Origin of the sequence: Nocardia sp. NPDC056541 (genome assembly GCF_042794235.1) — a bacterium.
GTDB lineage: Bacteria > Actinomycetota > Actinomycetes > Mycobacteriales > Mycobacteriaceae > Nocardia.
This window is the reverse complement of record NZ_JBHTUD010000007.1, coordinates 116375-138455: the sequence shown is the minus strand read 5'-3', so window position 1 is coordinate 138455 and position 22081 is coordinate 116375. Positions and strand designations below refer to the sequence as shown.

General features: G+C 67.1%; 23 protein-coding genes. 17 read left to right on the top strand and 6 right to left on the bottom strand.

The window, feature by feature from the left end; all coding sequences use genetic code 11:
• Nucleotides 1–6: 6 nt before the first annotated feature.
• The 3 genes from ACFQ9R_RS14165 to ACFQ9R_RS14155 form a co-directional block, all read right to left on the bottom strand.
• Nucleotides 7–1023: an aldo/keto reductase gene (locus ACFQ9R_RS14165; protein WP_378990928.1), complete on the bottom strand. Its 1017-nt coding sequence runs from the start codon at nucleotides 1021–1023 to the stop codon at nucleotides 7–9.
• Entirely contained in the window at nucleotides 1020–1484 is a 465-nt protein-coding gene (locus ACFQ9R_RS14160) for a MerR family transcriptional regulator (protein ID WP_378990927.1), read from the bottom strand. Before ACFQ9R_RS14160 ends, ACFQ9R_RS14165 begins: the two co-directional genes overlap by 4 nt.
• Nucleotides 1485–1572: 88 nt before the next feature.
• The gene (locus ACFQ9R_RS14155; RefSeq protein ID WP_378990926.1) at nucleotides 1573–1941 is read right to left on the bottom strand and encodes a VOC family protein; all 369 of its coding nucleotides are present in this window, start codon (nucleotides 1939–1941) and stop codon (nucleotides 1573–1575) included.
• Nucleotides 1942–1989: 48 nt separating this feature from the next.
• On the opposite strand from ACFQ9R_RS14155, the gene ACFQ9R_RS14150 reads away from it, so the two are divergent.
• The gene (locus tag ACFQ9R_RS14150; protein WP_062988972.1) at nucleotides 1990–2193 is read left to right on the top strand and encodes a hypothetical protein; all 204 of its coding nucleotides are present in this window, start codon (nucleotides 1990–1992) and stop codon (nucleotides 2191–2193) included.
• Between the two features lie 16 nt (nucleotides 2194–2209).
• Here ACFQ9R_RS14150 and ACFQ9R_RS14145 read toward each other — a convergent pair whose 3' ends face one another.
• Complete coding sequence (locus ACFQ9R_RS14145; protein WP_378634316.1) at nucleotides 2210–2701, bottom strand: SixA phosphatase family protein; 492 nt, start codon at nucleotides 2699–2701, stop codon at nucleotides 2210–2212.
• A gap of 155 nt (nucleotides 2702–2856) precedes the next feature.
• On the opposite strand from ACFQ9R_RS14145, the gene ACFQ9R_RS14140 reads away from it, so the two are divergent.
• On the top strand, nucleotides 2857–4524 hold the full coding sequence (locus ACFQ9R_RS14140) for an FAD-dependent oxidoreductase (protein ID WP_378990925.1): 1668 nt from the start codon (nucleotides 2857–2859) through the stop codon (nucleotides 4522–4524).
• Nucleotides 4525–4623: 99 nt separating this feature from the next.
• Here the strand turns inward: ACFQ9R_RS14140 and ACFQ9R_RS14135 are convergent, their stop codons facing one another.
• Complete coding sequence (locus tag ACFQ9R_RS14135; RefSeq protein WP_378634320.1) at nucleotides 4624–5394, bottom strand: acyl-[acyl-carrier-protein] thioesterase; 771 nt, start codon at nucleotides 5392–5394, stop codon at nucleotides 4624–4626.
• Between the two features lie 187 nt (nucleotides 5395–5581).
• Here ACFQ9R_RS14135 and ACFQ9R_RS14130 point away from each other — a divergent pair, with 187 nt between their 5' ends.
• The 9 genes from ACFQ9R_RS14130 (at nucleotide 5582) to ACFQ9R_RS14090 (ending at nucleotide 15819) form a co-directional block, all read left to right on the top strand.
• Nucleotides 5582–7582, top strand: a complete 2001-nt coding sequence (locus ACFQ9R_RS14130; protein WP_378990923.1) for a protein kinase — start codon at nucleotides 5582–5584, stop codon at nucleotides 7580–7582.
• 53 nt (nucleotides 7583–7635) lie between these two features.
• Entirely contained in the window at nucleotides 7636–8610 is a 975-nt protein-coding gene (locus ACFQ9R_RS14125; RefSeq protein WP_378990922.1) for an NADPH:quinone oxidoreductase family protein, read from the top strand.
• 66 nt (nucleotides 8611–8676) lie between these two features.
• The gene (locus tag ACFQ9R_RS14120) at nucleotides 8677–9789 is read left to right on the top strand and encodes a winged helix DNA-binding domain-containing protein (protein ID WP_378990921.1); all 1113 of its coding nucleotides are present in this window, start codon (nucleotides 8677–8679) and stop codon (nucleotides 9787–9789) included.
• A 127-nt stretch (nucleotides 9790–9916) separates the two neighbouring features.
• Entirely contained in the window at nucleotides 9917–11230 is a 1314-nt protein-coding gene (locus tag ACFQ9R_RS14115; RefSeq protein WP_378990920.1) for an amidohydrolase family protein, read from the top strand.
• 112 nt (nucleotides 11231–11342) lie between these two features.
• Entirely contained in the window at nucleotides 11343–12128 is a 786-nt protein-coding gene (locus ACFQ9R_RS14110) for an ABC transporter ATP-binding protein (protein WP_378658633.1), read from the top strand.
• On the top strand, nucleotides 12128–12970 hold the full coding sequence (locus tag ACFQ9R_RS14105; protein WP_378990918.1) for an ABC transporter permease: 843 nt from the start codon (nucleotides 12128–12130) through the stop codon (nucleotides 12968–12970). Before ACFQ9R_RS14110 ends, ACFQ9R_RS14105 begins: the two co-directional genes overlap by 1 nt.
• Before the next feature lie 8 nt (nucleotides 12971–12978).
• Complete coding sequence (locus ACFQ9R_RS14100) at nucleotides 12979–14148, top strand: ABC transporter substrate-binding protein (protein WP_378990916.1); 1170 nt, start codon at nucleotides 12979–12981, stop codon at nucleotides 14146–14148.
• A 10-nt stretch (nucleotides 14149–14158) separates the two neighbouring features.
• The gene (locus tag ACFQ9R_RS14095) at nucleotides 14159–15151 is read left to right on the top strand and encodes an isopenicillin N synthase family dioxygenase (protein ID WP_378990914.1); all 993 of its coding nucleotides are present in this window, start codon (nucleotides 14159–14161) and stop codon (nucleotides 15149–15151) included.
• A 29-nt stretch (nucleotides 15152–15180) separates the two neighbouring features.
• Nucleotides 15181–15819 carry a GntR family transcriptional regulator gene (locus ACFQ9R_RS14090; RefSeq protein WP_378990912.1) on the top strand — a complete coding sequence of 213 codons (639 nt, stop codon included), beginning with the start codon at nucleotides 15181–15183 and terminating at the stop codon, nucleotides 15817–15819.
• 29 nt (nucleotides 15820–15848) lie between these two features.
• Here ACFQ9R_RS14090 and ACFQ9R_RS14085 read toward each other — a convergent pair whose 3' ends face one another.
• Nucleotides 15849–16364, bottom strand: coding sequence for an Lrp/AsnC ligand binding domain-containing protein (locus ACFQ9R_RS14085; protein WP_364408533.1), 516 nt, complete (start codon nucleotides 16362–16364; stop codon nucleotides 15849–15851).
• A 132-nt stretch (nucleotides 16365–16496) separates the two neighbouring features.
• On the opposite strand from ACFQ9R_RS14085, the gene hppD reads away from it, so the two are divergent.
• From hppD to fusA, 6 genes are all read left to right on the top strand, one after another.
• The gene (hppD, locus tag ACFQ9R_RS14080) at nucleotides 16497–17639 is read left to right on the top strand and encodes a 4-hydroxyphenylpyruvate dioxygenase (protein ID WP_378990910.1); all 1143 of its coding nucleotides are present in this window, start codon (nucleotides 16497–16499) and stop codon (nucleotides 17637–17639) included.
• A 31-nt stretch (nucleotides 17640–17670) separates the two neighbouring features.
• The gene (locus ACFQ9R_RS14075) at nucleotides 17671–18198 is read left to right on the top strand and encodes a DUF3558 domain-containing protein (RefSeq protein ID WP_378990909.1); all 528 of its coding nucleotides are present in this window, start codon (nucleotides 17671–17673) and stop codon (nucleotides 18196–18198) included.
• Complete coding sequence (locus ACFQ9R_RS14070; RefSeq protein ID WP_378990908.1) at nucleotides 18195–18740, top strand: DUF3558 domain-containing protein; 546 nt, start codon at nucleotides 18195–18197, stop codon at nucleotides 18738–18740. Before ACFQ9R_RS14075 ends, ACFQ9R_RS14070 begins: the two co-directional genes overlap by 4 nt.
• Nucleotides 18741–19012: 272 nt before the next feature.
• A complete protein-coding gene (gene rpsL, locus ACFQ9R_RS14065; RefSeq protein WP_056814220.1) occupies nucleotides 19013–19387 on the top strand; it encodes a 30S ribosomal protein S12 in 375 nt (124 codons plus the stop codon).
• 1 nt (nucleotide 19388) lies between these two features.
• The gene (rpsG, locus tag ACFQ9R_RS14060; RefSeq protein WP_056814216.1) at nucleotides 19389–19859 is read left to right on the top strand and encodes a 30S ribosomal protein S7; all 471 of its coding nucleotides are present in this window, start codon (nucleotides 19389–19391) and stop codon (nucleotides 19857–19859) included.
• Between the two features lie 33 nt (nucleotides 19860–19892).
• Nucleotides 19893–21995, top strand: coding sequence for an elongation factor G (fusA, locus tag ACFQ9R_RS14055; protein WP_056814212.1), 2103 nt, complete (start codon nucleotides 19893–19895; stop codon nucleotides 21993–21995).
• Nucleotides 21996–22081 lie beyond the last annotated feature (86 nt).

The window sequence follows — 22081 nt, the reverse complement described above, 5'->3', positions numbered from 1 at the left end:
GGGACTCTATTCGCGTCCTGCCGAGGTGAACGTCATATCGGCGTACCGGCTGCCTGCCACCTGTTCGGCGATCGGCTCCACTGCCGCCAGTTCGTCCGCAGACAGGCGTACCGATGCCGCGGCGACGTTATCGGCCAGTCTGGTCCGCTTGCGGGTGCCGGGAATCGGCACCACGGACAGGTTGTGCACATCCGCCCGCGCATGTACCCACGCGAGTGCGACCTGGGCCTGGGTGATGCCGTGCGCGGCGGCGATCGCGGCCAGCGGTGCGAGCAATGCGGCGTTGTGCTGGGCGTTGTCGCCGGTGAAGCGGGGCTGGAACTTGCGGAAGTCCTGGTCGCTCAGCTCTGTCGCCGAGGTGAACGCGCCGGTGAGAAAGCCGCGGCCCAGCGGCGAGTACGGAACGAACGCCACACCCAGTTCGGCCGCGGCGGGTACCGCGGTGCGTTCCACGTCGCGGGAGAACAGCGACCACTCCGACTGCAACGCCGCGATCGGGTGCACCGCGTGCGCGGCCCGCAGCTCGTCACCGGTCACCTCGGACAACCCGAGCGCCCGCACCTTGCCCGCCGCGACGAGTTCGGCCATGGCGGCGACGGTCTCCTCGATCGGGACTCGCGGGTCGCGCCGGTGCATGTAGTACAGGTCGATCGTGTCGACGCCGAGCCTGCGCAGGCTGGCCTCGACCGACGCGCGAATGTAGGCGGGGGAGTTGTCGAAGCCGCGGAAGGACGGATCGTCGGCCTTGCGAACGATGCCGAATTTCGTGGCGATGAGCAGGTTTTCGCGGTTGGCACGCACGAAATCGCCGAGGAATTCCTCGTTGTGGCCGGATCCGTACACGTCGGCGGTGTCGAACAGGGTGACGCCGAGTTCGAGCGCGTGGTCGAGGGTGGCCCGCGATTCGGCCGCGTCGGTATCACCGTAGAACTCGCTGATGCCCATACAGCCGAGCCCCTGAGTGCCGATCAGCGGTCCGTCGGCGCCCAGAGTCGTGGTCGGCAGTGTCGCGGTGGTGCTCATGTGTCGCTTCCTTCGCTCGTGTGCACGGTGATCGTGGCGGGCCGGACCACATCCGATCGGCCTTCGTAGACGGCGATCTTGTAGTCGAGAACGGCCACGGTCTGCTGCAGCTCCGCGATCTTGTCGAGCACGTCGGATCTGGTCTGCCGGAACATCTCCAGCCGATCCGGGTAGGTCTGCTCGCCTGCCCGCACCAGTTCGGCGTAGCGGATCATGTCGGCCACCGGCATGCCGGTGAGCCGCAGCCGGGCGATCAGCGCCAGCCACTCCAGGTCGCGGTCGCTGAACCGGCGGTTGCCGGTGTGATCGCGACCGACATAGCTCATCAGCCCGATCCGCTCGTACCAGCGCAGGGTGTCGCGGCTCAGGCCCGAGCGATCGGCCACCTGGCCGATCGAATACCTCGGGCGTTCGTGCTCGTCGTCGCCGCTCTCGGCGCGCAGCGCCGCGTCCTGATCCATCGTGCTCGTCCCTTCCCGTGGAACTTCTTAGACGGTATCCACCTGGAGTGCACTCCAAGCAAGGACTGTTCCTCGGGGGCGAGCGAAGTCAGCTGTAGTTCGGCAGCTCCTGGATCGCCCACTTGTTGCCGTCGGGGTCGGCGAAGAAGGTGAACCGTCCCCAGCCCATGTCCTCGACGGGGCTGGCCGCCACACCCGCGGCGATCAGCTGTTCATAGGCCTTGTCGGCGCTGGCCACGACCATCTGCATCCCCTCGACGCTGCCCGGTGCGGCGCTGGTGAGCCCGCGGCCGATGCAGATCGAACACCCCGAACCCGGCGGTGTGAGCTGGACGAATCGGATCTCCGGGGACGGTGTGTGGTCGTGATCGGCGTTGAAGCCGATGCTGGTGTAGAAATCCTTGGCCCGGTCGACATCGGTGACCGGGATGGCAACGAGTTCGATTTTCCAATCCATGTGGTCGAGCATGACACGGTGGTCCGACGGAAACGTAGTGTGGATCACATGGCTGGTAAGGACATCGACCGCGTCAGGGCCCGCTCGGCTTGGGAAACGGTCAAGGAGAGCCCGGTGATCACCGCTATCGCGGTGGCCCCGGTGGTACTCGTGCTCGGCGTGGTCTGGGCGCTGACGAACGGATTCGTCGCGTTCGTGCTCCTGGCGCTGCTGGGGGTGGGCATCGTCGTCGGCGGCAAGCTGCTCAAGTGAGCCGCACCGAATGAGGTCAGCGCGGGACGTGGAACGTCGTGAGTTCGCCCGTTCCGGGGCCGAGTTGTGCCCACGGCCGATCGAACTCGAGCACGGCCAGCGCCGAGGTGGGGAACTTGCGGCTGAGCTCGGTCGCCTGATCGGATTCGCGGTTGCCCGCCAGCTCCCACGCGGTCCAGGGAATCCCGGGCACATGGCCGACGATGAGCAGCGTCGAGATCGTGTCGTCGGTGAGCCCGATCAGTTCCATGAGGGTGTGCGGGTTCGCGTCGTAGATGTCGTCGGTGTACTCGACGGGCGCGGTGATGCCGGTGGCCGCGAGGGTCTGTCTGGTGCGCTCGGCGGTCGAGCAGCGCACCGCGTCGATCGGCGGCGCGGCGGCGCGCAACCAGTCCCCGGCCAGCGCCGCTTCGCGCTCGCCACGCGGTGCCAGCGGGCGCGCGTGGTCGTCGACGTTGTCGGGATAGGCCGATTTTCCGTGCCGCATCAGGATCAGGGTCGCCACCATGAGACCACCGTAATCGTGGGCAGCGGTGAGGTAGCAGTCACACTCGAGGCACACTGAAAGCTGCGTCACCATCGATGGGTTCGTGGTTCACCCGCCACGGGCCCTGATAGGGGGCGTCTCGAGCCACCGACCACACATTTCGAGGATCTGCACCTATGGCCTACGTCATCACGCAGCGTTGTTGCAACGACGCCAGCTGCGTCACCGAATGCCCGGTCGACTGCATCCGCCCGACTCCGGATCAACCGGAGTTCGCCACGGCGGAGATGCTGTACATCGACCCCGACACCTGCATCGACTGCGGTGCCTGCGTTGACGCGTGCCCGGTGGACGCGATCTTCTCCGAAGATGACCTGCTGGCCTCGCTGTCCAGATACCGCGAGATCAACGCCGCCTACTTCCAGCGTCACCCGCTCGAGTCGAACTTCGACCCGCTGAGCACACCGGTGCGCCCGCCCAAGAGCCTGGGCACGCTGCGCGTCGCGATCGTCGGCGCGGGCCCCGCTGCCTGCTACGCCGCCGACGAATTGCTGCGGCGCAGCGATGTCGAGGTGGAGATGTTCGACCGGCTGCCGACCCCGTGGGGTCTGGTGCGCGCGGGCGTCGCCCCCGATCACGCGGGCACCAAGGGCGTCGCCGAGATGTTCGAGTCGGCGTTCCGCCGCGACACGCTGCAGTACTACCTCAATGTCGAGGTCGGTGAGCACATCGATCACCAGGAGCTCCTCGACCACCACCACGCGGTGATCTACGCCGTCGGCGCCTCGAGCGACCGCGCGCTCGGCATCCCCGGCGAGGACCTGCCCGGCAGCCACTCGGCCACCGAGTTCGTGGCCTGGTACAACGGCCACCCCGACTTCGCCGAGCACGAGTTCGACCTGTCCGGCGAACGTGCGGTGATCGTCGGCAACGGCAACGTGGCCCTCGATGTGGCGCGCGTGCTCACCGGCGACCCGGACGAGCTCGCCAAGACCGACATCGCCGACCACGCGCTGGACGCCCTGCGGCGCAGCAACATCCGCGAGGTGGTGATCCTCGGGCGACGAGGCCCGCTGCAAGCCGCCTACAGCTCGCCGGAGTTCCTGGCGCTCACCCATCGCACGGGCGTCGATGTGATCGTCGACCCCGCCGATATCGAACTCGACCCGCACAGCCGCGCGTTGCTCGACGATCCGAACATCGAACCCTCGTTGCGCCTGAAGTACGAGCTCGCGAAAGAGTATTCGACGGCCGCGCCCGACCTGTCGAACAAGCGGATCGTGTTCCGCTACCTCGCCGCGCCGACCGCCGTGCACGGTACCGACGCGGTCACCGCGATCGAGTTCGCGCACAACGAATTGACCGAGGAGAACGGGCAATTGGTGGCCACCGCCACCGATCGCACCGAGACCATCGAGACCGGCCTGGTGCTGCGCTCGATCGGCTACCGCGGCGAACCCGTCGCCGGCCTGCCCTTCGACGAGCGCCGTGGCACCGTGCCGAGCGAGCACGGCCGGGTCATCGACGCGACCGTGCCCGTCCCCGGCGTCTACGTCTCCGGCTGGATCAAGCGCGGCCCGCGCGGGGTGATCGGCTCCAACCGGATCGACGCCGAGGAGACCGTCGAAGCGGTGATCGCCGACTTCATCGCGGGCAAACTCACCGCGCCGACCGGCGACCGCGCCGCCCTGCGGGCACTGCTCGCGCAGCGCCAGCCCGATCTGGTCGACCGCAAGGGCTGGAAGACCATCGACCAGGCCGAGAAGACCGCGGGCAAGGCGGCAGGCAGGCCGCGGGTCAAGTTCACCACCCGCGCCGACCTGCTCAAAGCAGCCAAGGGCTAGGTGTAGAGCCGGCACGGGTACCCGCGGTGCCGGGTACCCGTGCCGGCCGCGCCGCAGGAACGGCCGCAGGCCGAGAACACGCGGCGCCAGCCGCCAAAATTACGGTAGCGGCATGATTCGGACGACGGTTGTGGTGACGCCGCCGACCACGAACCACAGGCGTAGCACCATCTGCCCGGTCCGGTCGCCCGGTTCGTGGCGGGCGCGCACGGTGATGTGCTCGCGGGCCAGCACCGGCGCCACGTACTCGATCACGGCGCGATGCGGTCCGGCGACCAGCTTCGGGAAGTCGACCAGGAACTGTTCGACGGCCTGCCAGTAGCAGGCGTTGTTGACATGGTTGTACTGGTCGATATCGGTCGCCCGTACCGGGAACGGCAGGTCGGCGTCGGATTCGCGCGGCGCCGGATCGGTGAGATAGGGCCGCCAGCGCAGGCGATGCTCGTCGGTGGATCGGGCCAGGTAGGCGAGGCCGTCGTCGCTGATCCGGGCGGGCAGATTGCTCGACTCGCTGAGGTTGATCCAGAATCCCTCGGTCTCGATCAACCCACCGCGTTCGCTGGTGATCCGCGTGCGCATATTCGTCCACCGGGTGGACATCGACGAACACCAGCGCTCGAGATGCACGTGATCGGGCCACACGACCGGGCGGATCACGTCGATAACAGTGCGGCGCACGATCCAGGTGGGGTCGGTGAGGTGCAGCGCGGTCTGATTGAGCTCGTCCCAGGCGATGTCGGACAGGTAGCGCGCTACGGCGTCCAGGCGGAGTCGTTGATAAGGATCCACGTCGCCTGCCCGGACGGGCCACGCCGTGGCGAAACCCGTGCCCTCCTCGGGAAGCGGGGCCAGTGGCTGATCGAGTGACACGTGTGCTCCTTGCGCGACACACCAGTGCGCCGCGACTTCTTGCGTAGTTCTGTAGACGACTTTACGGGTCGCAGATCACACCCTCACGCCGAGCCGGGACTAGCGGTACCAGGTGTGGGTCACCAAGGGCCCAGCAGCGGGGTTGTCCTACATGACAGACCTATCGGCGCCCAGGTAGCCTGCTGTAATGGCCGGCGGAGCGATGGCGGGCTCGATGTTCGGGCGCTATGAAATTCGCAGACTTCTCGGAGTCGGCGGTATGGGGGAGGTCTACGAGGCATACGACACGTCCAAGAATCGTGTTGTCGCCCTCAAGATGCTCAACCGTGAACTCGCTGGTGATCCCACCTTCGTGCAGCGTTTCCGTCGCGAATCGCAGGCTATGGCGAGTGTGCAGGAACCGCACGTCATCCCGGTGCACGACTGGGGCGAGGTCGACGGTGTTCTCTACATCGACATGCGCCTGGTCAAGGGCGTCGATCTCAAGGAGCGCTTGCAGCAGTACGGCAGGCTCACGCCGGTCGAGGCGGTGCAGGTGGTCGAGCAGATCGCGTTCGCGCTCGACGCCGCGCACGAGGTCGGCTTGGTCCATCGCGACGTGAAACCGGGCAACATCCTGCTCACCGGCAACCTGTTCGCCTACCTGGTCGACTTCGGCATCGCCCACACCGCCACCGACCCGCAGCTCACCAGCGCGGGCAGCGCGGTCGGCTCGATGGCGTACATGGCGCCGGAGCGGTTCGAGAGTGTGCCGATGTCGCCGTCGGTGGACACCTACGCGCTCACCTGTGTTCTCTACGAATGCCTGGTGGGCCGGGTGCCGTACCCGGTGAACAGCCTCGCGGGCGCGATCGGCTCGCATCAGATGGCGCCCGCCCCGCGCCCCAGCGCGGCCGACGCCACGCTGACCACCTTCGACCCGGTCGTTGAACGGGGCATGGCCAAGCGGCCCGACCAGCGCTACGCGACCCCCGTCGACCTGGCCCGGGCCGCCAGAGCGGCGCTGATCCAAGCCGAACGCTCCACTCCCGCCACGGTATCCGGGCCCCGGATCGAGATCACCGGCCCGCAGACACCGCCGAGCCGGGTCGGCGATCTCGCTTCCCCGCCGACAACCCGCGGCTCGGCGGTCGTGCCCGCCGACTCGCAGCCACCGCCGACTCGCGACTCCGCGGCTCTTTCGCCGGATTCGCATTCGCCCCCGACGCGGGACTCCGCGGCGCTGTCGCCGGACTCGCGGTCACCCGCTACCCGGGATTCCGCAGCGCTGTTTCGTGATTCGCAATCGCCCCCGGCGATCTACGGCTCGGCAGCCTATGCGCCCGACTCACACTCACCGGTGACGGCAAGGGGGCCGGTGTCCCGGCCGGGAGGGCAGGCGACCGGCGCCGGGCCGACCACTCGGGTCACGGGGCCGCAATCCGGCGAACCGTATTCGACGCATCGCGTGAGCGGCCCGCATTCCGCCGGACCGCAGCCGACGCGCCGGGTGACCGGACCCCAACCCGCAGACGCGTATCGGGCAGCAGAGCACCAACCGACGGTCCTGCGCGCGGCACCCGGTGTGACCGGTCCCGGCCGGGGGAGTGGCTATACCCATCCGTCGGCACCGCTCCCGATTCCCCCGCAACGTAATTCGGCCACGCCGGTGCTGGCCGGTGCGCTGGGTTCGCTGATCGTGTTGGCGGCGGTCGGTATCGGGGTGTGGTTCATGATGACCGTCGACGACCGCCGCGATGTGGCCGTGCCGCCGTCGCCCGCGTCCGGCGTCGTCGATCCCTCGGTGATCGAGACCGTCAGCCAGACGGTCCCCACCACAGAACAATCGCCGATCACGACCACTGTCCCCCCGCTGCAATCGAGTGTCTCCGGCGCCGACGGCCAAGGTTTCCTGAACGCGGGCCCGCGGTGCAACGACAACGACGCCGCGATGTCCATCGCCCGCACCACCAGATCGCGTGTCGTCATCTGTCACACCGGCGACCAGCGGTATTACTACAAGGGTGTACGCGCCAGCGACGGTGCCGGGATCGAACTCGATGATCCGGTACCGAACGGCGGTGGCGCGTACACCGTCACCAACCCGACCGACGGCACGCAGTACCAGCTCGACTCTTCCGGTCTGACGATCATCAAGGCCGGTTCGGTGCTCGCCAGCGAGCCGGTCACCGAGTTCGCCCATCGCTGATCCCACCGGCGGGTTATGTTCGCGGGTGAATGTCATCAAGAGAGGTGTCGGAAATGCGCGCAGCCCAGGTCGGCAAGTTGGACGGACCGTCGGCGATCGAGATCGTCGATTTGCCCGAGCCGGTGGCCTATCCGGGCGGTGTGCTGATCGACGTGCACGCGGCGGGCATCGCCTTCCCCGACGTGCTGATGACGCGCGGTCTCTACCAGATGAAGCCGGGCTTGCCGTTCGTCGTCGGCGGCGAGGTGGCCGGTGTCGTGCGCGAGGCGCCGGAGGGTTCGTCGCTGCGCCCCGGTGACCGGGTGGCCGCGCTGACCATGCTCGGCAACGGCGTCGCCGAGGTGGCGGTCTCGCCGGAACACGCGGTGTTCGCCCTGCCGGACAACGTCTCTCTCGAAGCCGGTGCGGGCGTGCTGTTCAACGACCTCACCGTCCACTTCTGCCTGACCAAGCGCGCCAGGATGGTCGAGGGCGAGACGGTGCTGGTACACGGCGCGGCGGGCGGTATCGGCACCTCCACGCTGCGCATGGCCAGGGCGCTCGGCGCGGGCCGGGTGATCGCGGTGGTCAGCACGGATACGAAAGCACAGGTGGCCAAGGCCAATGGCGCCACCGATGTGGTGCTGACCGAAGACTGGCTCGCCGCGGTGAAGGACCTGACGGACGGCCGTGGCGTCGATATCGTCCTCGACCCGGTCGGCGGCGACCGCTTCACCGACAGCGTCCGTTCCCTGGCGGGCGGCGGCCGGCTGCTGGTCGTCGGTTTCACGGCGGGGGAGATCCCGACGGTGAAGGTGAACCGCCTGCTGCTCAAGAACGTCGAGGTCGTCGGCGCGGCCTGGGGCGAATGGGTGATGAGCCATCCCACCTACCTCGCCGAGCAGTGGGCCGAGATCGCCCCGCTGCTGGCGTCGGGCGCGATCCCCGCTCCCGATCCGGTGCTGTACCCGCTGGAACGCACCGCCGAAGCCGTTGCGGCACTGGATAACCGGACCGCCACCGGCAAGGTGGTCGTGCGGCTGCGCTGACCGCGCCGGCTGTCACAGGTCGGCGGTACTGTCGGCGGGTTATCGCGGGTCGACGAAGGAAACCGAATGCAGCTGTCGAACAGAACACTCAACCGGACGTTGCTGGCCCGGCAGCATCTGCTGGAGCGTTCGACGCTGACCACCGACCAGATGTGCGAGCACCTGGTCGGCTTGCAGGCCCAGGACGTACCCCCGCCGTTCATCGGCTTGTGGAGTCGGATAGCCGATTTCGATCCGGCGACGGTATCGAAGGGCCTCGATGATCGGTCGCTCGTGCGGATCACCTTGATGCGCGGCACGATTCATCTCGTCACGCCGCCGGATGCGTTGCGGATCGCGCCGCACATTCAGCCCGAGCTCGAGAAAGCCCCGTTCCGTCAGGGTTTCAACTACGGTGCGATGGTCGGCCTCGACCCCGACGAAGTGCGCGCGCACGGGGAGGCGGCGCTCGGTGACGAGCCGAAGTCGGCGGCTGACCTGCGCGCCGAAGCCGCCCGCCGCTACCCCGACCGCGACGCCGGTGCGGTCCTGCAGACCTGGCTGTATCAACTCCCCGTCCTGCAAACACCCCCGCGCGGCCGCTGGGGCGACAACAGCCGCCCGGTCTGGTCGCGGGTTCAACCCTGGCTGGGCGCCCCACTCGATCCGGCCTACCCGGTATCGGAGTTGATCCTGCGCTACCTGCGTGCCTTCGGCCCGGCGAGCACGATGGACATGCAGGCGTGGTCGCGCCTGCCCGCCATGAAGAAGGCCGTCGCCGAACTCGGCGACCGGGTGCGCACCTACACCGACGCCCGCGGCCGCACCCTCTACGACCCGGCCGACCTCGAACTCGCCGATCCCGACCTGCCCGCCCCGGTCCGGCTGCTCGGCTGGTACGACAACGCGCTGTTGTCCCACCAGGACCGCGCGCGGATCACCGGCGACGACAACCCGCCGACCCTGCGCGCCTTCGCCACCAATGTCTCGCCGATCCTGATCGACGGTTTCGCGGCCGGGGTGTACAAGATCTTCGTCAAGTCCGGAACCGCTCGCCTGCGGATCAGTCCGGCCCGCCCGTGGACGAAAACCGAAGCGGCGCAGGTGGAAGCGGAAGCGGGTGCCTTGCTCGCCTTCCTCGAGGCCGAATCCGAACCGGTCGTCGAGATCCTCGAGCCCGGCGCCGACCTTCGCCCGTGACGTCGCTTTAACGTCGAGGCAACAACGGCTTCCTAGGGTCGGTCCCACGACGTTCATGGCTGCAACGGACGACGTGCTCCGCTGAATCCGGCGAGCGAACCAGCCGCATCCCGAAAGAGGTGCGCGCATGGATTCTGTCGCGTCCGTAGTCATTACCGATGTCACCGTCTATACCGAGCGGGGCTGGGCGCCCGGCGAAGTCGTGATCGAAGACGGCGTGGTCATCGCCGTGGGGGCCACCCCCGAACACGCGGAGCTGCCCCGTTTCGACGGTGGTGGCGGTTATCTGCTGCCGGGCTTCGTCAATACCCACACCCACCTTCAGCAGGCGGTTCTGCGCGGGGTCGGCGAGGGCCTGCCGCTGCTGGAATGGCTGCGTTGCGTTGGCGAACACACCGTGGCCGCCACCCCGGAACGGACCTATCTCTCGGCGCTGGCAGGTGGCCTCGAGCTGCTGCGTAGCGGCGTCACGACGGTCGTCGAACACATGTGGCCGAGCCCGTCCGACGAGATCCACCAGTCGATGATCCGCGCGCTGCGAGAGCTCGGAATCCGTGTGGTCCTCGGTCGCGGCATCGCCGACCGCGCCGACATCACCCGCAAATGGGGCCTCGATCCGCGGCTCCTGCAGCCGCTCGACGAGGCTCTCGCCCACGTCGACGAGCTCGACAAGCAACTCGTCGGTACCCGCATCACGACGGCGCTCGCGGTCCCCAATCCGCGTTGCCTGACCCCCGACGGCATGGCGGCCGCCCGCGAGTACGCCCGAGCCGCCGGCAAAACCGTGTCGATACATGTACTCGAGACCACCACCGACGACGACATGTGCCGATTGCATGCGGGTGTCTCGGCCGTCGACTACCTCGACGCGAGTGGTTTCCTCTGGGACCGCACCTTGGCCGTGCACTGCGTCAACCTCGACGAGCACGGCCGCGAGGTCTTCGCCGAACGCGGTGTCGCCGTCTCCTACAACCCGGTTTCCAACATGCGCCTCGGCAGCGGCGTCGCCCCGGTTCCGGAGATGCTCGCGGCAGGCATCGACGTCACCCTCGGTGTCGACGGCGCCGCGAGCAACGACACTCAGGACATGCTGCTGGCCCTGCGCATCGGCGCATACCTGCAGCGTGCGGCCCATAAGCAGGCCGACCTGCTCGGTTTCGACGAGATGCTGCGGATGGCGACCGGGGCCGCGGGCCGGGTGCTCGGCCGCCCTGCGCGCACCGGCATCGCCGTGGGTGACCGCGCCGATCTCACCCTGGTTCGCTTCGACCGCGACTTCGCCTGCCTGCCGGTTCTCGACCCCGGTGCCACCCTGCTCACCGCCGCGTCGCCGCGCGTGATCGACACCGTGTGGGTCGACGGCGAGGCCGTGATCCGCGACGGCCGCAGCACCCGCGTCGATCATCAGGATCTCGCGCGACGTCTGATCCGCATGCGATGACTGTTAATCCATCGGAAACGAACGACACATTGCATGTAATTCAGCTAGATCAAACTGAATCCATTCCAAGGTTGCACGCAAAACCGATATACCGCAGGAGAAGGTGATCACGGTGACGCTCTACGACACGGTGAACGACGCCGACGCGAGGACGCTGCTGTCCGGCATGGAGGTTTCCTTCGCCGGTGTGAGCAAGCGCTTCGGCGGCGAAGGCGGCACACTCGCCCTGACCGACGTCGACCTCGACATCCGCGAAGGCGAATTCGTCGCGGTGGTCGGCCCGTCCGGCTGCGGTAAGTCGACGCTGCTGCGCCTGGCGGCCGGTCTCGAGCCGGTGAGCTCGGGAGCCGTTGCGGTGCGCACGAATTCGATCGGCTTCATCTTCCAGGAAGCCACGCTGCTGCCGTGGCGCAAGGTTCGCCGCAATGTCGAACTCTCGGCCGAACTGGCCGGGGTCGACCGCAAGACGCGCCGCGACCGGGTCGAGCGGGCGATCGAAGCCGTCGGCCTGGCCGACTTCGCGAACAAGCTGCCCAGCCAGCTCTCCGGCGGCATGCGCATGCGCGTCTCGCTGGCCAGGGCGCTGTCGCTGGAACCGCGCCTGATGCTCCTGGACGAACCGTTCGGCGCGCTCGACGAGATGACCAGGCTGAACATGCAGGAGGAGCTGCTTCGCCTCTACCGCGACAACGCCTTCACCGCCCTGTTCATCACCCACTCGGTCTCCGAGGCCGTATTCCTCGCCTCGCGGGTGGTGGTGATGTCGGCCCGGCCGGGCCGCATCCACGAGGTGATCGACGTCGACCTGCCCTACCCGCGGGAACGCGAACTGCGCTTCGAACCCGCGTTCACCCAACTCGTCTCGCGCATCTCGCGCTCGTTGAAAGAGGCTGCCTGATGGTCAGTGTCGCGGCCCGTGTTCCCGCCGCCACGAAGATGCAGCTGCCCACCGCGCACCTGCGCAAATTCGGCAGTTCGCTGGTAGCGCCGATTGTTTCGATCACCTTGGCGCTGGCCGCCTGGTACGCGGTGTCGATGCTGGTCCTCAGCGAGGGCCGCCGCTTCCTGCTGCCGCCGCCGCACGTGGTGTTCAGTGAGTCCCTTGCCGACCCGAAGAAACTCGAGGTGATGCTGGAGGCGCTGGCCGTCACCGCCAGGGTCGCGATCACCGGCCTGCTGATCTCGGCGGTGCTGGGGGTGGCGATCGCGGTGCTGATGAGTCAGGCCAAACCGATCGAGAACGTGGTCTACCCGTACGCCGTTGTTCTCCAGGCGATCCCGGTGCTGGCCGTGGTCCCGCTGATCGGCTTGTGGCTGGGCTACGGCTTCGCCGCCCGCACCACCGTGTGTGTGCTGATCGCGATCCATCCGATCATCGCGATGACCCTGTTCGGTATCAAGTCGGTCGACGGCAATCTCCAAGAGCTGTTCACCCTCGGCCGAGCGGGCCGCCTGCGCCGCCTCTGGTCGCTGCAACTGCCCGCCGCGCTGCCCTCGACCCTGACCGGATTGCGCACCGCCGCGGGACTTTCGGTCACCGGCGCCATCATCGGCGACATGTTCTTCGCGCAGGGCAAGCCCGGCATCGGCACCCTGCTCGACACCTACCGCGCCCGCTTGCAATCCGAGGATCTGATCGGCGCACTGCTGCTGGCCGCCCTGTTCGGCGTGCTCGTGTTCACCGTGTTCACGGTCATCCAGAAGGTCAGCGTCGGCCGCTGGCACAACTCCGCCAACTAAGGATCACCATGAAGACACTTCCCCTACGTCGCGTAGGTATCGCCGCGCTGGCGGTGCTGCTGGCCGGCACCGCGTCCGCCTGTTCCGGCGACGCCTCCGACGCCCCTGCCGTCGCGCTCGAACCGGCCCCGGCCGAACAGCAACTCGCGGGCGCTTGCCCGGCCACCGTGGTCGTCCAGCTCCAGTGGGCGCCGGAAACCGACTCCGGCCCGATCTTCGGCCTGCTCGGCCCGGGCTACACAGTCGACGCCGACAACAACAAGATCACCGGCCCGCTCGTCGCCGACGGTAAGGACACCGGCGTGCAGCTGGAGATCCGCGCGGGCGGCCCGGCCATCGGCTTCCAGACCGTGCCGTCGCAGATGTACGTCGACCAGAGCATCACCCTCGGTCTCGCGCACTCCGAGCACGCCATCGCCGCCGCGGGGCAGCAGCCGATCGTCGCCGTCACCACGCTGCTGCGCAACAGCCCTCAGATGCTGATGTGGGACCCGAAGACCAACCCGGACTGGAAGGGCATCACCGATATCGGCAAGTCCGGCAAGCCGGTGGTGGTCTCCAAGGGCCAGCTGTACCCGGACTGGCTGGTCGCGCGCGGGCTGGTGAAGAAGGAGCAGGTCGACGCCTCCTACGACAACTCGCCCTCGCGCTTCGTCACCGATCCGTCCTTCGCTCAGCAGGGCTTCGCCAATGCCGAACCCTTCACCTACGAGCACGAGGTGCGGGCCTGGAACAAGCCGGTCGGCTACCAGCTGCTCAAGGATGTCGGCTACGAGGGTTATGCCCGCACCGTCAACGTGCGCGCCGACAAGCTCGCCGAGCTGCGTCCGTGCCTGCAGAAGCTGGTGCCGATGATCCAGCAGGCCACGGCCTCCTTCAAGGCCGATCCCAGCCACGTCAACGACGTCGTCGTCGATGTGGTCGAGCAGAACCCCAAGCTCAATCCCTACAGCGCCGAACTGGCCGAATTCGGATCCAAAGCCCTCATCGACGGCGGCCTGATCGGCAACGACACCGACGGCGTGCTCGGCAGTTTCGACGAGGCCCGCGTCCAGCGCATCATCGACGAATTCGCCCCCATCCTGCGAGCGGGCGGCGCGAACGTGCCGACCGGCCTGACCGCGAAGGACCTGGTCACCAAGGAATTCCTCGACCCCGCCATTTCCGTCACCGGCTAAGGAGACACCCATGACCACCAGCTACGACCTGTCCGAAGTCTCGCGTGAGAAGCAGATGGGTGGTCTCGGCAAGGAGACCACCGACCGCGAGATCCGCGTCGTCGACCTCACCGACTTCGACAACCGCCGCGCCGAGATCACCGACGAACTGTGGGCCGCCGCCACCGAGATCGGCTTCTTCCAGCTCTCCGGCCATGGCATCCCGCAGGACCTGATCGACGAGATGTTCGGCGCCACCGCCGATTTCTTCGCCCTGCCCGAGCAGATCAAGGGGCAGTACCCCCTGGTCAAGCAGAACAACGCGGGCTGGGAGAGCCTGAGTCAGGTGCGCCCGTCCATCGGGGTTCCCGATCAGAAGGAGTCGTATCAGATCACCCGGCCGCACATGGACCAGCTGTGGCCCAGCGAGACCGAGCTGGCCGGATTCCGCACCCGCGTCCTCGATTTCGAGAGCCGGGCCTGGGCAGTGGCGATGCGGGTGCTGTCCTGCTTCGCCGACCGCCTCGGACTCGACCGCGAACACTTCACCGCCGCACACGATCCCGGTTCCGAGAGCTACCAGAGCGCCCTGCGGCTGCTGCACTACTTCGCTGTTCCCGAGGAACTGCGCGGCGTCCCCGGACGCTGGCGGGCCGGCGCGCACACCGACTTCGACTGCCTCACACTGCTTTTCCAGCGCGACGGGCAGGGCGGGCTCCAGGTGTGCCCCGGCAAGGAGATGCACGAGCAGGAGTGGACCTCCATCACTGCGTCATCGAGCCTGATCACCTGCAATATCGGTGACATGCTCACCCGCTGGAGCGACGACCTGCTGCCGTCGAACTTCCACCGTGTGCGCAGCCCCGGCGAGGGCGAGTACCAGGGCGAGCGCTACAGCATCGCCTACTTCGCCCAGGCCGACCGCGATGCCGTCATCCAGGGGCCCGCGGGCAAGTACCCGCCCGTCACCGCGGCCGACTTCCTGACTCAGCGGGTACAGGCGAACTACCGCCCCCAGGGATAATCACCGCAACCAACGGAAAGGGCACTGCGATGACCGAAGCCTCGCTGCTCGGCCAGTCTGTCCATCGACGGATCCGGCAGATGGTCCTCTCCGGCGAGCTGACCTCGGGCCAGTCGCTCAGCGTGCCCGCGCTGGCGACCGAGCTCGGGGTCAGTCGCAGCCCCGTCCGCGAAGCGGTGCAGCAGCTGATCTACGAGGGTCTCGCGGTCAGCGCACCGCATGCGGGGGCGAAGGTCGCCGCCGTCGACGACGATCGCATCCGCGATGTCCTGGCGGTCCGCGCCGCCCTCGACGGCCTCGCCGCCGCCGCGGCCGCCACCCGCCTCACCGAGGCCGACCTCGACACGCTCACCGGCATCATCACCGCCCAGCAAGCGCATCTGGACGACCCCGCCGATCCCGCTCGCGACGCCCAGCTCGACCTGGAGTTCCACACGTTCATCCGCGACGCCTGCGGCAACGCGTGCGTCGTCGACGAACTGGCCCGCCTGGAAGCCCAGGCCCACCTCTACCGCGGCGACCTGTGGTGCTCGGCCCGCAACCGCCGCGTCGCCCTGCGCGAACACCGCCGCATCGTCGAAGCCCTCGAATCCGGCCACCCCGAGTCCGCCCGCGCGGCCGCCGAGGCACACGTGCAGGGTCTGCTCACCCGCCTCGCCAGGCAATAGCAGCCCGAGTCGGCTCCCGGCAGTAACCGTCAGCGGTGATCGCGGTACGCGGGGGCCTTCGCGGTCCCCGCCGGGGTCAAGGTGTGCAGCAGCGGCATGGTCCGATGCGCGACCACCGTCGACAACACGATCACACTGTGCGACCGCACCACCGACCCGGTCCGATCGATGCTCAACAACACCGCCTGCAAACCGGCATGGGAATCGGCCCCGATCCGGCACAGCACGTCACCGGAACCGGTCGTCGCGTACGCCTCGAGCACTCCCGGAATCGCCGCCAGCTCCGCGCTCACGGTATCCAGCGCGCCCTGCGCGATCTCCAGGGTCACGAACGCCTGCACATCGAAACCCGCTGCGGTGACATCGATCTGCGGATCGTAGGACGCGATCACCCCGGATTCCTCCATCCGGTTGATCCGCGCCTGCACCGTCGCCCGCGCGACCTTCGTCCGCCGCGACAGTTCGAGAATTCCGGCCTTCTGGAACTCGTGCATCGCGGTGAGGATCGCCAGGTCGAGCTCATCCAATTTCGCAGGGGTGCGCATGCGAAGACCTCCATGTCCGGTTGCTATTCAAATTGTCCATCATTTGTGGGCATCCGGTGGCTTCTCGAGCCAGCCTGCTCAGACAAAGATGGTGTAGTTGCCCACCTGCGGCCCGGCGCGATTTCCTAGGTCATGACCATTGAGCAGCAGCTCGTCGGGCTGATCGAGCACGACGACAGTGTCGATCCGTTTCCGGTGATCGGATGGGACGCCCTCGTCTGGGTCGTCGGCAACGCGACCCAGAGCGCCCACTTCCTGCAATCCGCGTTCGGCATGCGGCTGGAGGCGTACTCGGGCCCCGAGACCGGTAATCGCGACCACAAGTCGTTCGTGCTGCGCAGTGGGGGAGCGCGATTCGTGATCACCGGCGCGGTCGACCCCGACAGCCCGCTCGTCGCCCACCACGACCGCCACGGCGACGGCGTCGTCGACATCGCGCTCGAGGTCCCCGACGTGGACCGCTGCATCGCCTGGGCTCGCGATCACGGCGCGACCGTCCTCACCGAACCGCACGACGAGACCGACGAATTCGGCACCGTGCGCTCGGCCGCACTGGCCACCTACGGCGACACCAGGCACACCCTGATCGACCGCTCCGGCTACGCGGGTCCCTATCTCCCCGGTTATATCGCGCGCACCTCCACCCGCGAGCCGGGTAAGCGCGTGTTCCAGGCCATCGACCATGTGGTCGGCAATGTCGAACTCGGCATGATGGACCGCTGGGTCGACTTCTACCGCGACGTCATGGGATTCACGAACATGGCCGAATTCGTCGGCGACGACATCGCCACCGAGTACTCCGCGCTGATGAGCAAGGTCGTCGCCAACGGCAATCACCGGGTGAAGTTCCCGCTCAACGAACCGGCGGTGGGCCGCAAGCGTTCTCAGATCGACGAGTATCTCGAGTTCTATCGCGGCCCCGGCGTCCAGCACATCGCACTGGCCACCGGCGACATCCTCGAAACCGTCGACGCCCTGCGCGCCGAGGGCGTCGAATTCCTCGCGACACCCGACACCTATTACGAGGATCCCGAACTGCGCGCTCGCATCGGCGCCGTGCGCGTACCGGTCGACGAACTCCAGCGCCGAGGCATCCTGGTCGACCGCGACGAGGACGGCTACCTCCTGCAGATCTTCACCCGTCCCCTCACCGATCGCCCCACCGTCTTCTTCGAACTCATCGAGCGACACGGCTCACTCGGCTTCGGAAAGGGCAACTTCAAGGCCCTTTTTCAGGCCATCGAGCGCGAACAGGAGGCTCGCGGCAACCTGTGACCGGGTCCGCGGACCTACTACAGTTGCGGCCATGCGGATCCCCTCGGCGATCATCACCGGCATGACCTTGGTCGTCATGCTGACGTCGTGCGGATCGGGGGGCGACTCCGATACGCCGACAGGACCCAACCGGCCACCACCGAAGGTCGCCTCACTGGGTCCCTTCGTGGGCGAGTGCGGCCATGTCACCGACGACGAAGTGCGCACTCTCGCCGGTCTCGGCCAGATCGCGCGGGTCTACAAGAACGCGACCGGCTGCAATTGGCAATCGGCCGGATTATCGTCGCCCAGCGTCACTTTCGCCTCGTACCGCGGCAGTCCGATCGAACGTGAGAAGGCGTGGGTGTCCAACGTGGGCCGTGCACCGGAGACCATCGACGTGGGCGGGCATTCCGGCTTCATGGCGCTCGACCCGCAGGGCACTGTCTGCGACCTCGCCGTGCAACTCGACGACGACTTCTTCGAGTGGTCGATGTCCACCGGCATCTTCGCCACCGGCGGCAACCCGTGCGACCGGACCAGGAAACTGGCCGAGCTGACCGTGGGACGGCTGCAGTGAGCGCCGGCAAGGTCGCCGCCGCGGCGCTGATGCTCACCCTCGCGCTGGCAGGCTGCGGCCAGAAGATCGAGGGCACTGCCCAGCCGCTGGGGAAGGGCGGCGGCGGTGAGACGATCAATACCGACTTCGACAAGCTGCTGCGCGAGTGCGAGGTGGTGGCCGCGGCCAAGATCGGCGAGATCATCGGCAACGCCAAGAGCGTGAGCGCCTCGTTCAGCGGTGCCGTCTGCATGTGGGACATCGAGGACGCACCCGGCGGGGGCGCCATGGCCAGCCTCAACTGGTACGAGATGGGTACGCTGAACAACGAGAAGACCACCAACGACAAGTTGGGCTACACCTCCGGCGACATCACCGTGCAGGGCCGCAGGGCGTTGCAGGTGCGCAGACCGGGCGACAACGACTCCTGCGGCGTCACCGCCCCGGCCGCCGATGTCGGCGTCGTCGGGTGGTGGATCAACTACCGGCCCGGCTCGGCGCACCCCGATCCGTGCGTGGGCGCCCAGAAATTGGTCGAGCTGACCCTGGATCTCGCCCGGTAGAAGGCTTGACGCGGCCCCCCGCTTTGACCCCGAATCGGGCACGCGGGTATCGTGGATCCCTGTGCCCGGATTACTGCGGGCAAGTTCGTGTGTGAACGTAGGCCAGCGAAAGCGGCCGATACGTTCCAACGTGCCTTGAAAAGGGCACTGAGCGCCTCAGCGACACGCCCGACCACGGGTTAACGGAAACGTGGTCTGACGTGCGGGTGAAAGCTCGATGAACTGCAAGACACTGCACACCAAGCGCAATTACCAATAAGGAAAGCCGGTCTATGCCAACCATCAACCAGCTGGTCCGCAAGGGTCGCCGCGACAAGGTCACCAAGACCAAGACTGCGGCCCTGAAGGGGAGCCCGCAGCGTCGTGGCGTGTGCACTCGCGTGTACACCACCACCCCCAAGAAGCCGAACTCCGCGCTCCGTAAGGTCGCGCGTGTTCGCCTGACCAGCGCGATCGAGGTCACGGCGTACATCCCCGGTGAAGGCCACAACCTGCAGGAGCACTCCATGGTGCTCGTTCGCGGCGGTCGTGTGAAGGACCTCCCTGGTGTCCGTTACAAGATCATCCGTGGATCGCTCGACACCCAGGGCGTGAAGAACCGCAAGCAGGCGCGCAGCCGCTACGGCGCCAAGAAGGAGAAGAGCTGATATGCCACGCAAGGGCCCCGCACCCAAGCGTCCGCTGATCAACGACCCGGTCTACGGGTCCCCGCTGGTCACTCAGCTGGTCAACAAGATCCTGATGGACGGCAAGAAGTCCACCGCCGAGCGCATCGTCTACGGTGCCCTCGAGCAGGCGCGTGAGAAGACCGGCACCGATCCGGTCGTCACCCTCAAGCGCGCGCTGGACAACGTCAAGCCCGCCCTCGAGGTGAAGCCCCGCCGTGTCGGTGGCGCCACCTACCAGGTGCCGGTCGAGGTCCGTCCGGGCCGCGCCAACACCCTGGCGCTGCGCTGGCTGGTCAGCTACTCCCGCGCCCGTCGCGAGAAGACCATGGTCGAGCGTCTCGCCAACGAGCTCCTCGATGCCAGCAACGGCCTCGGTGCCGCCGTGAAGCGTCGCGAGGACACCCACAAGATGGCCGAGTCGAACCGGGCCTTCGCGCACTACCGCTGGTGATAGCCCGGCCCGTCACTTAAAAGGGAGAATTTCGTGGCACAGGACGTGCTCACCGACCTGAACAAGGTCCGCAACATCGGCATCATGGCCCACATCGATGCGGGCAAGACCACCACGACCGAACGCATCCTGTTCTACACCGGTATCACGTACAAGATCGGTGAAGTTCACGATGGCGCGGCCACGATGGACTGGATGGAGCAGGAGCAGGAGCGTGGTATCACCATCACCTCCGCGGCTACCACTTGCTTCTGGAAAGACAACCAGATCAACATCATCGACACCCCCGGGCACGTCGACTTCACCGTCGAGGTGGAGCGTTCGCTCCGCGTCCTCGATGGCGCGGTCGCGGTGTTCGACGGCAAAGAGGGTGTCGAGCCCCAGTCCGAGCAGGTGTGGCGTCAGGCCGACAAGTACGACGTGCCGCGTATCTGCTTCGTGAACAAGATGGACAAGCTCGGTGCGGATTTCTACTTCACCGTGCAGACCATCAAGGACCGTCTCGGCGCTCGTCCGCTCGTGATCCAGCTGCCGATCGGCGCTGAGAACGACTTCGAGGGCATCGTCGACCTGGTCGAGAACAACGCCAAGGTCTGGAAGGGCGAGACCAAGCTCGGCGAAGAGTACGAAGTCGTCGAGATCCCGGCCGACCTCAAGGAGAAGGCCGAGCAGTACCGTCAGGAACTGCTCGAGACCGTCGCCGAGTCCGACGAGGCACTGCTCGAGAAGTTCTTCGGTGGCGAGGATCTCACCATCGAGGAGATCAAGGGCGCCATCCGCAAGATGACCGTCAACTCCGAGCTGTACCCGGTGCTGTGCGGTTCCGCGTTCAAGAACAAGGGCGTTCAGCCCATGCTCGACGCGGTCATCGATTACCTCCCTTCCCCGCTGGACGTCGAGGCCACCACCGGCCACGTGCCCAACAAGGAAGAAGAGCTGATCACCCGCAAGCCGAACGTCGACGAGCCGTTCGCGGCCCTGGCGTTCAAGATCGCGGTGCACCCGTTCTTCGGTGAACTCACCTACGTGCGTGTGTACTCGGGTCAGGTCGCCTCCGGCGCCCAGGTCGTGAACTCGACCAAGGGCAAGAAGGAGCGTCTGGGCAAGCTGTTCCAGATGCACTCCAACAAGGAGATGCCGGTCGCCACGGCGTCGGCAGGCCACATCTACGCGGTCATCGGCCTGAAGGACACCACCACCGGTGACACCCTGTCCGACGCGCAGAACCAGGTCGTCCTCGAGTCGATGACCTTCCCGGATCCGGTCATCGAGGTCTCGATCGAGCCCAAGACCAAGTCCGACCAGGAAAAGCTCGGCACCGCGATCCAGAAGCTGGCGCGCGAAGACCCGACGTTCTCGGTCAAGCTCGACCAGGAAACCGGCCAGACCGTCATCGGCGGCATGGGCGAGCTCCACCTCGACATCCTCGTCGACCGTATGCGTCGCGAGTTCAAGGTCGAGGCCAACGTCGGCAAGCCGCAGGTGGCCTACCGCGAGACCATCACCAAGAAGGTCGAAAAGCACGAGTTCACCCACAAGAAGCAGACGGGTGGCTCCGGCCAGTTCGCGAAGGTCATCATCGCCCTCGAGCCGTTCGTCGGCGAAGACGGCGCGACCTACGAGTTCGAGAACAAGGTCTCCGGTGGTCGCGTGCCCCGTGAGTACATCCCGTCGGTCGACGCGGGCGCCCAGGATGCCATGCAGTACGGCGTGCTCGCCGGCTACCCGCTGGTGAACCTGAAGGTCAGCCTGCTCGACGGCGCGTACCACGACGTCGACTCCTCGGAAATGGCGTTCAAGATCGCGGGTTCGCAGGCCCTCAAGGAAGCGGCCCGTAAGGCCGGTCCGGTGATCCTCGAGCCGCTCATGGCGGTCGAGGTCATCACGCCCGAGGAATACATGGGCGACGTGATCGGCGACCTCAACTCCCGCCGTGGCCAGATTCAGGCCATGGAGGAACGCAGTGGTGCCCGTGTCGTCAAGGCGCTGGTTCCGCTCTCGGAGATGTTCGGTTACATCGGTGACCTGCGGTCCAAGACCCAGGGTCGCGCGAACTACTCCATGGTGTTCGCCCAGTACGCAGAGGTTCCGGCCAATGTGTCCAAGGAGATCATCGCCAAGGCGACCGGCGAATAAAACCCTCTTGCGGTCCAGTGGCACACTGGACCGCAAGTGCCGGGCGTCAAGTAATACCCCCGATCCCCGCCTCCAGCGGGGATGAC

Excerpts from the sequence above, each read along its gene's own strand:
- ACFQ9R_RS14095 (WP_378990914.1), top strand. The coding sequence starts at position 14,159 with ATGACCACCAGCTACGACCTGTCCGAAGTCTCGCGTGAGAAGCAGATG.
- ACFQ9R_RS14140 (WP_378990925.1), top strand. The coding sequence starts at position 2,857 with ATGGCCTACGTCATCACGCAGCGTTGTTGCAACGACGCCAGCTGCGTC.
- ACFQ9R_RS14105 (WP_378990918.1), top strand. The coding sequence starts at position 12,128 with ATGGTCAGTGTCGCGGCCCGTGTTCCCGCCGCCACGAAGATGCAGCTG.
- ACFQ9R_RS14120 (WP_378990921.1), top strand. The coding sequence starts at position 8,677 with ATGCAGCTGTCGAACAGAACACTCAACCGGACGTTGCTGGCCCGGCAG.
- ACFQ9R_RS14160 (WP_378990927.1), bottom strand. The coding sequence starts at position 1,484 with ATGGATCAGGACGCGGCGCTGCGCGCCGAGAGCGGCGACGACGAGCAC.
- hppD (WP_378990910.1), top strand. The coding sequence starts at position 16,497 with ATGACCATTGAGCAGCAGCTCGTCGGGCTGATCGAGCACGACGACAGT.
- ACFQ9R_RS14115 (WP_378990920.1), top strand. The coding sequence starts at position 9,917 with ATGGATTCTGTCGCGTCCGTAGTCATTACCGATGTCACCGTCTATACC.
- ACFQ9R_RS14075 (WP_378990909.1), top strand. The coding sequence starts at position 17,671 with ATGCGGATCCCCTCGGCGATCATCACCGGCATGACCTTGGTCGTCATG.
- rpsL (WP_056814220.1), top strand. The coding sequence starts at position 19,013 with ATGCCAACCATCAACCAGCTGGTCCGCAAGGGTCGCCGCGACAAGGTC.
- ACFQ9R_RS14145 (WP_378634316.1), bottom strand. The coding sequence starts at position 2,701 with ATGGTGGCGACCCTGATCCTGATGCGGCACGGAAAATCGGCCTATCCC.
- ACFQ9R_RS14165 (WP_378990928.1), bottom strand. The coding sequence starts at position 1,023 with ATGAGCACCACCGCGACACTGCCGACCACGACTCTGGGCGCCGACGGA.
- ACFQ9R_RS14090 (WP_378990912.1), top strand. The coding sequence starts at position 15,181 with ATGACCGAAGCCTCGCTGCTCGGCCAGTCTGTCCATCGACGGATCCGG.
- ACFQ9R_RS14085 (WP_364408533.1), bottom strand. The coding sequence starts at position 16,364 with ATGCGCACCCCTGCGAAATTGGATGAGCTCGACCTGGCGATCCTCACC.
- ACFQ9R_RS14155 (WP_378990926.1), bottom strand. The coding sequence starts at position 1,941 with ATGGATTGGAAAATCGAACTCGTTGCCATCCCGGTCACCGATGTCGAC.
- ACFQ9R_RS14100 (WP_378990916.1), top strand. The coding sequence starts at position 12,979 with ATGAAGACACTTCCCCTACGTCGCGTAGGTATCGCCGCGCTGGCGGTG.
- ACFQ9R_RS14130 (WP_378990923.1), top strand. The coding sequence starts at position 5,582 with ATGGCCGGCGGAGCGATGGCGGGCTCGATGTTCGGGCGCTATGAAATT.
- ACFQ9R_RS14150 (WP_062988972.1), top strand. The coding sequence starts at position 1,990 with ATGGCTGGTAAGGACATCGACCGCGTCAGGGCCCGCTCGGCTTGGGAA.
- rpsG (WP_056814216.1), top strand. The coding sequence starts at position 19,389 with ATGCCACGCAAGGGCCCCGCACCCAAGCGTCCGCTGATCAACGACCCG.
- ACFQ9R_RS14125 (WP_378990922.1), top strand. The coding sequence starts at position 7,636 with ATGCGCGCAGCCCAGGTCGGCAAGTTGGACGGACCGTCGGCGATCGAG.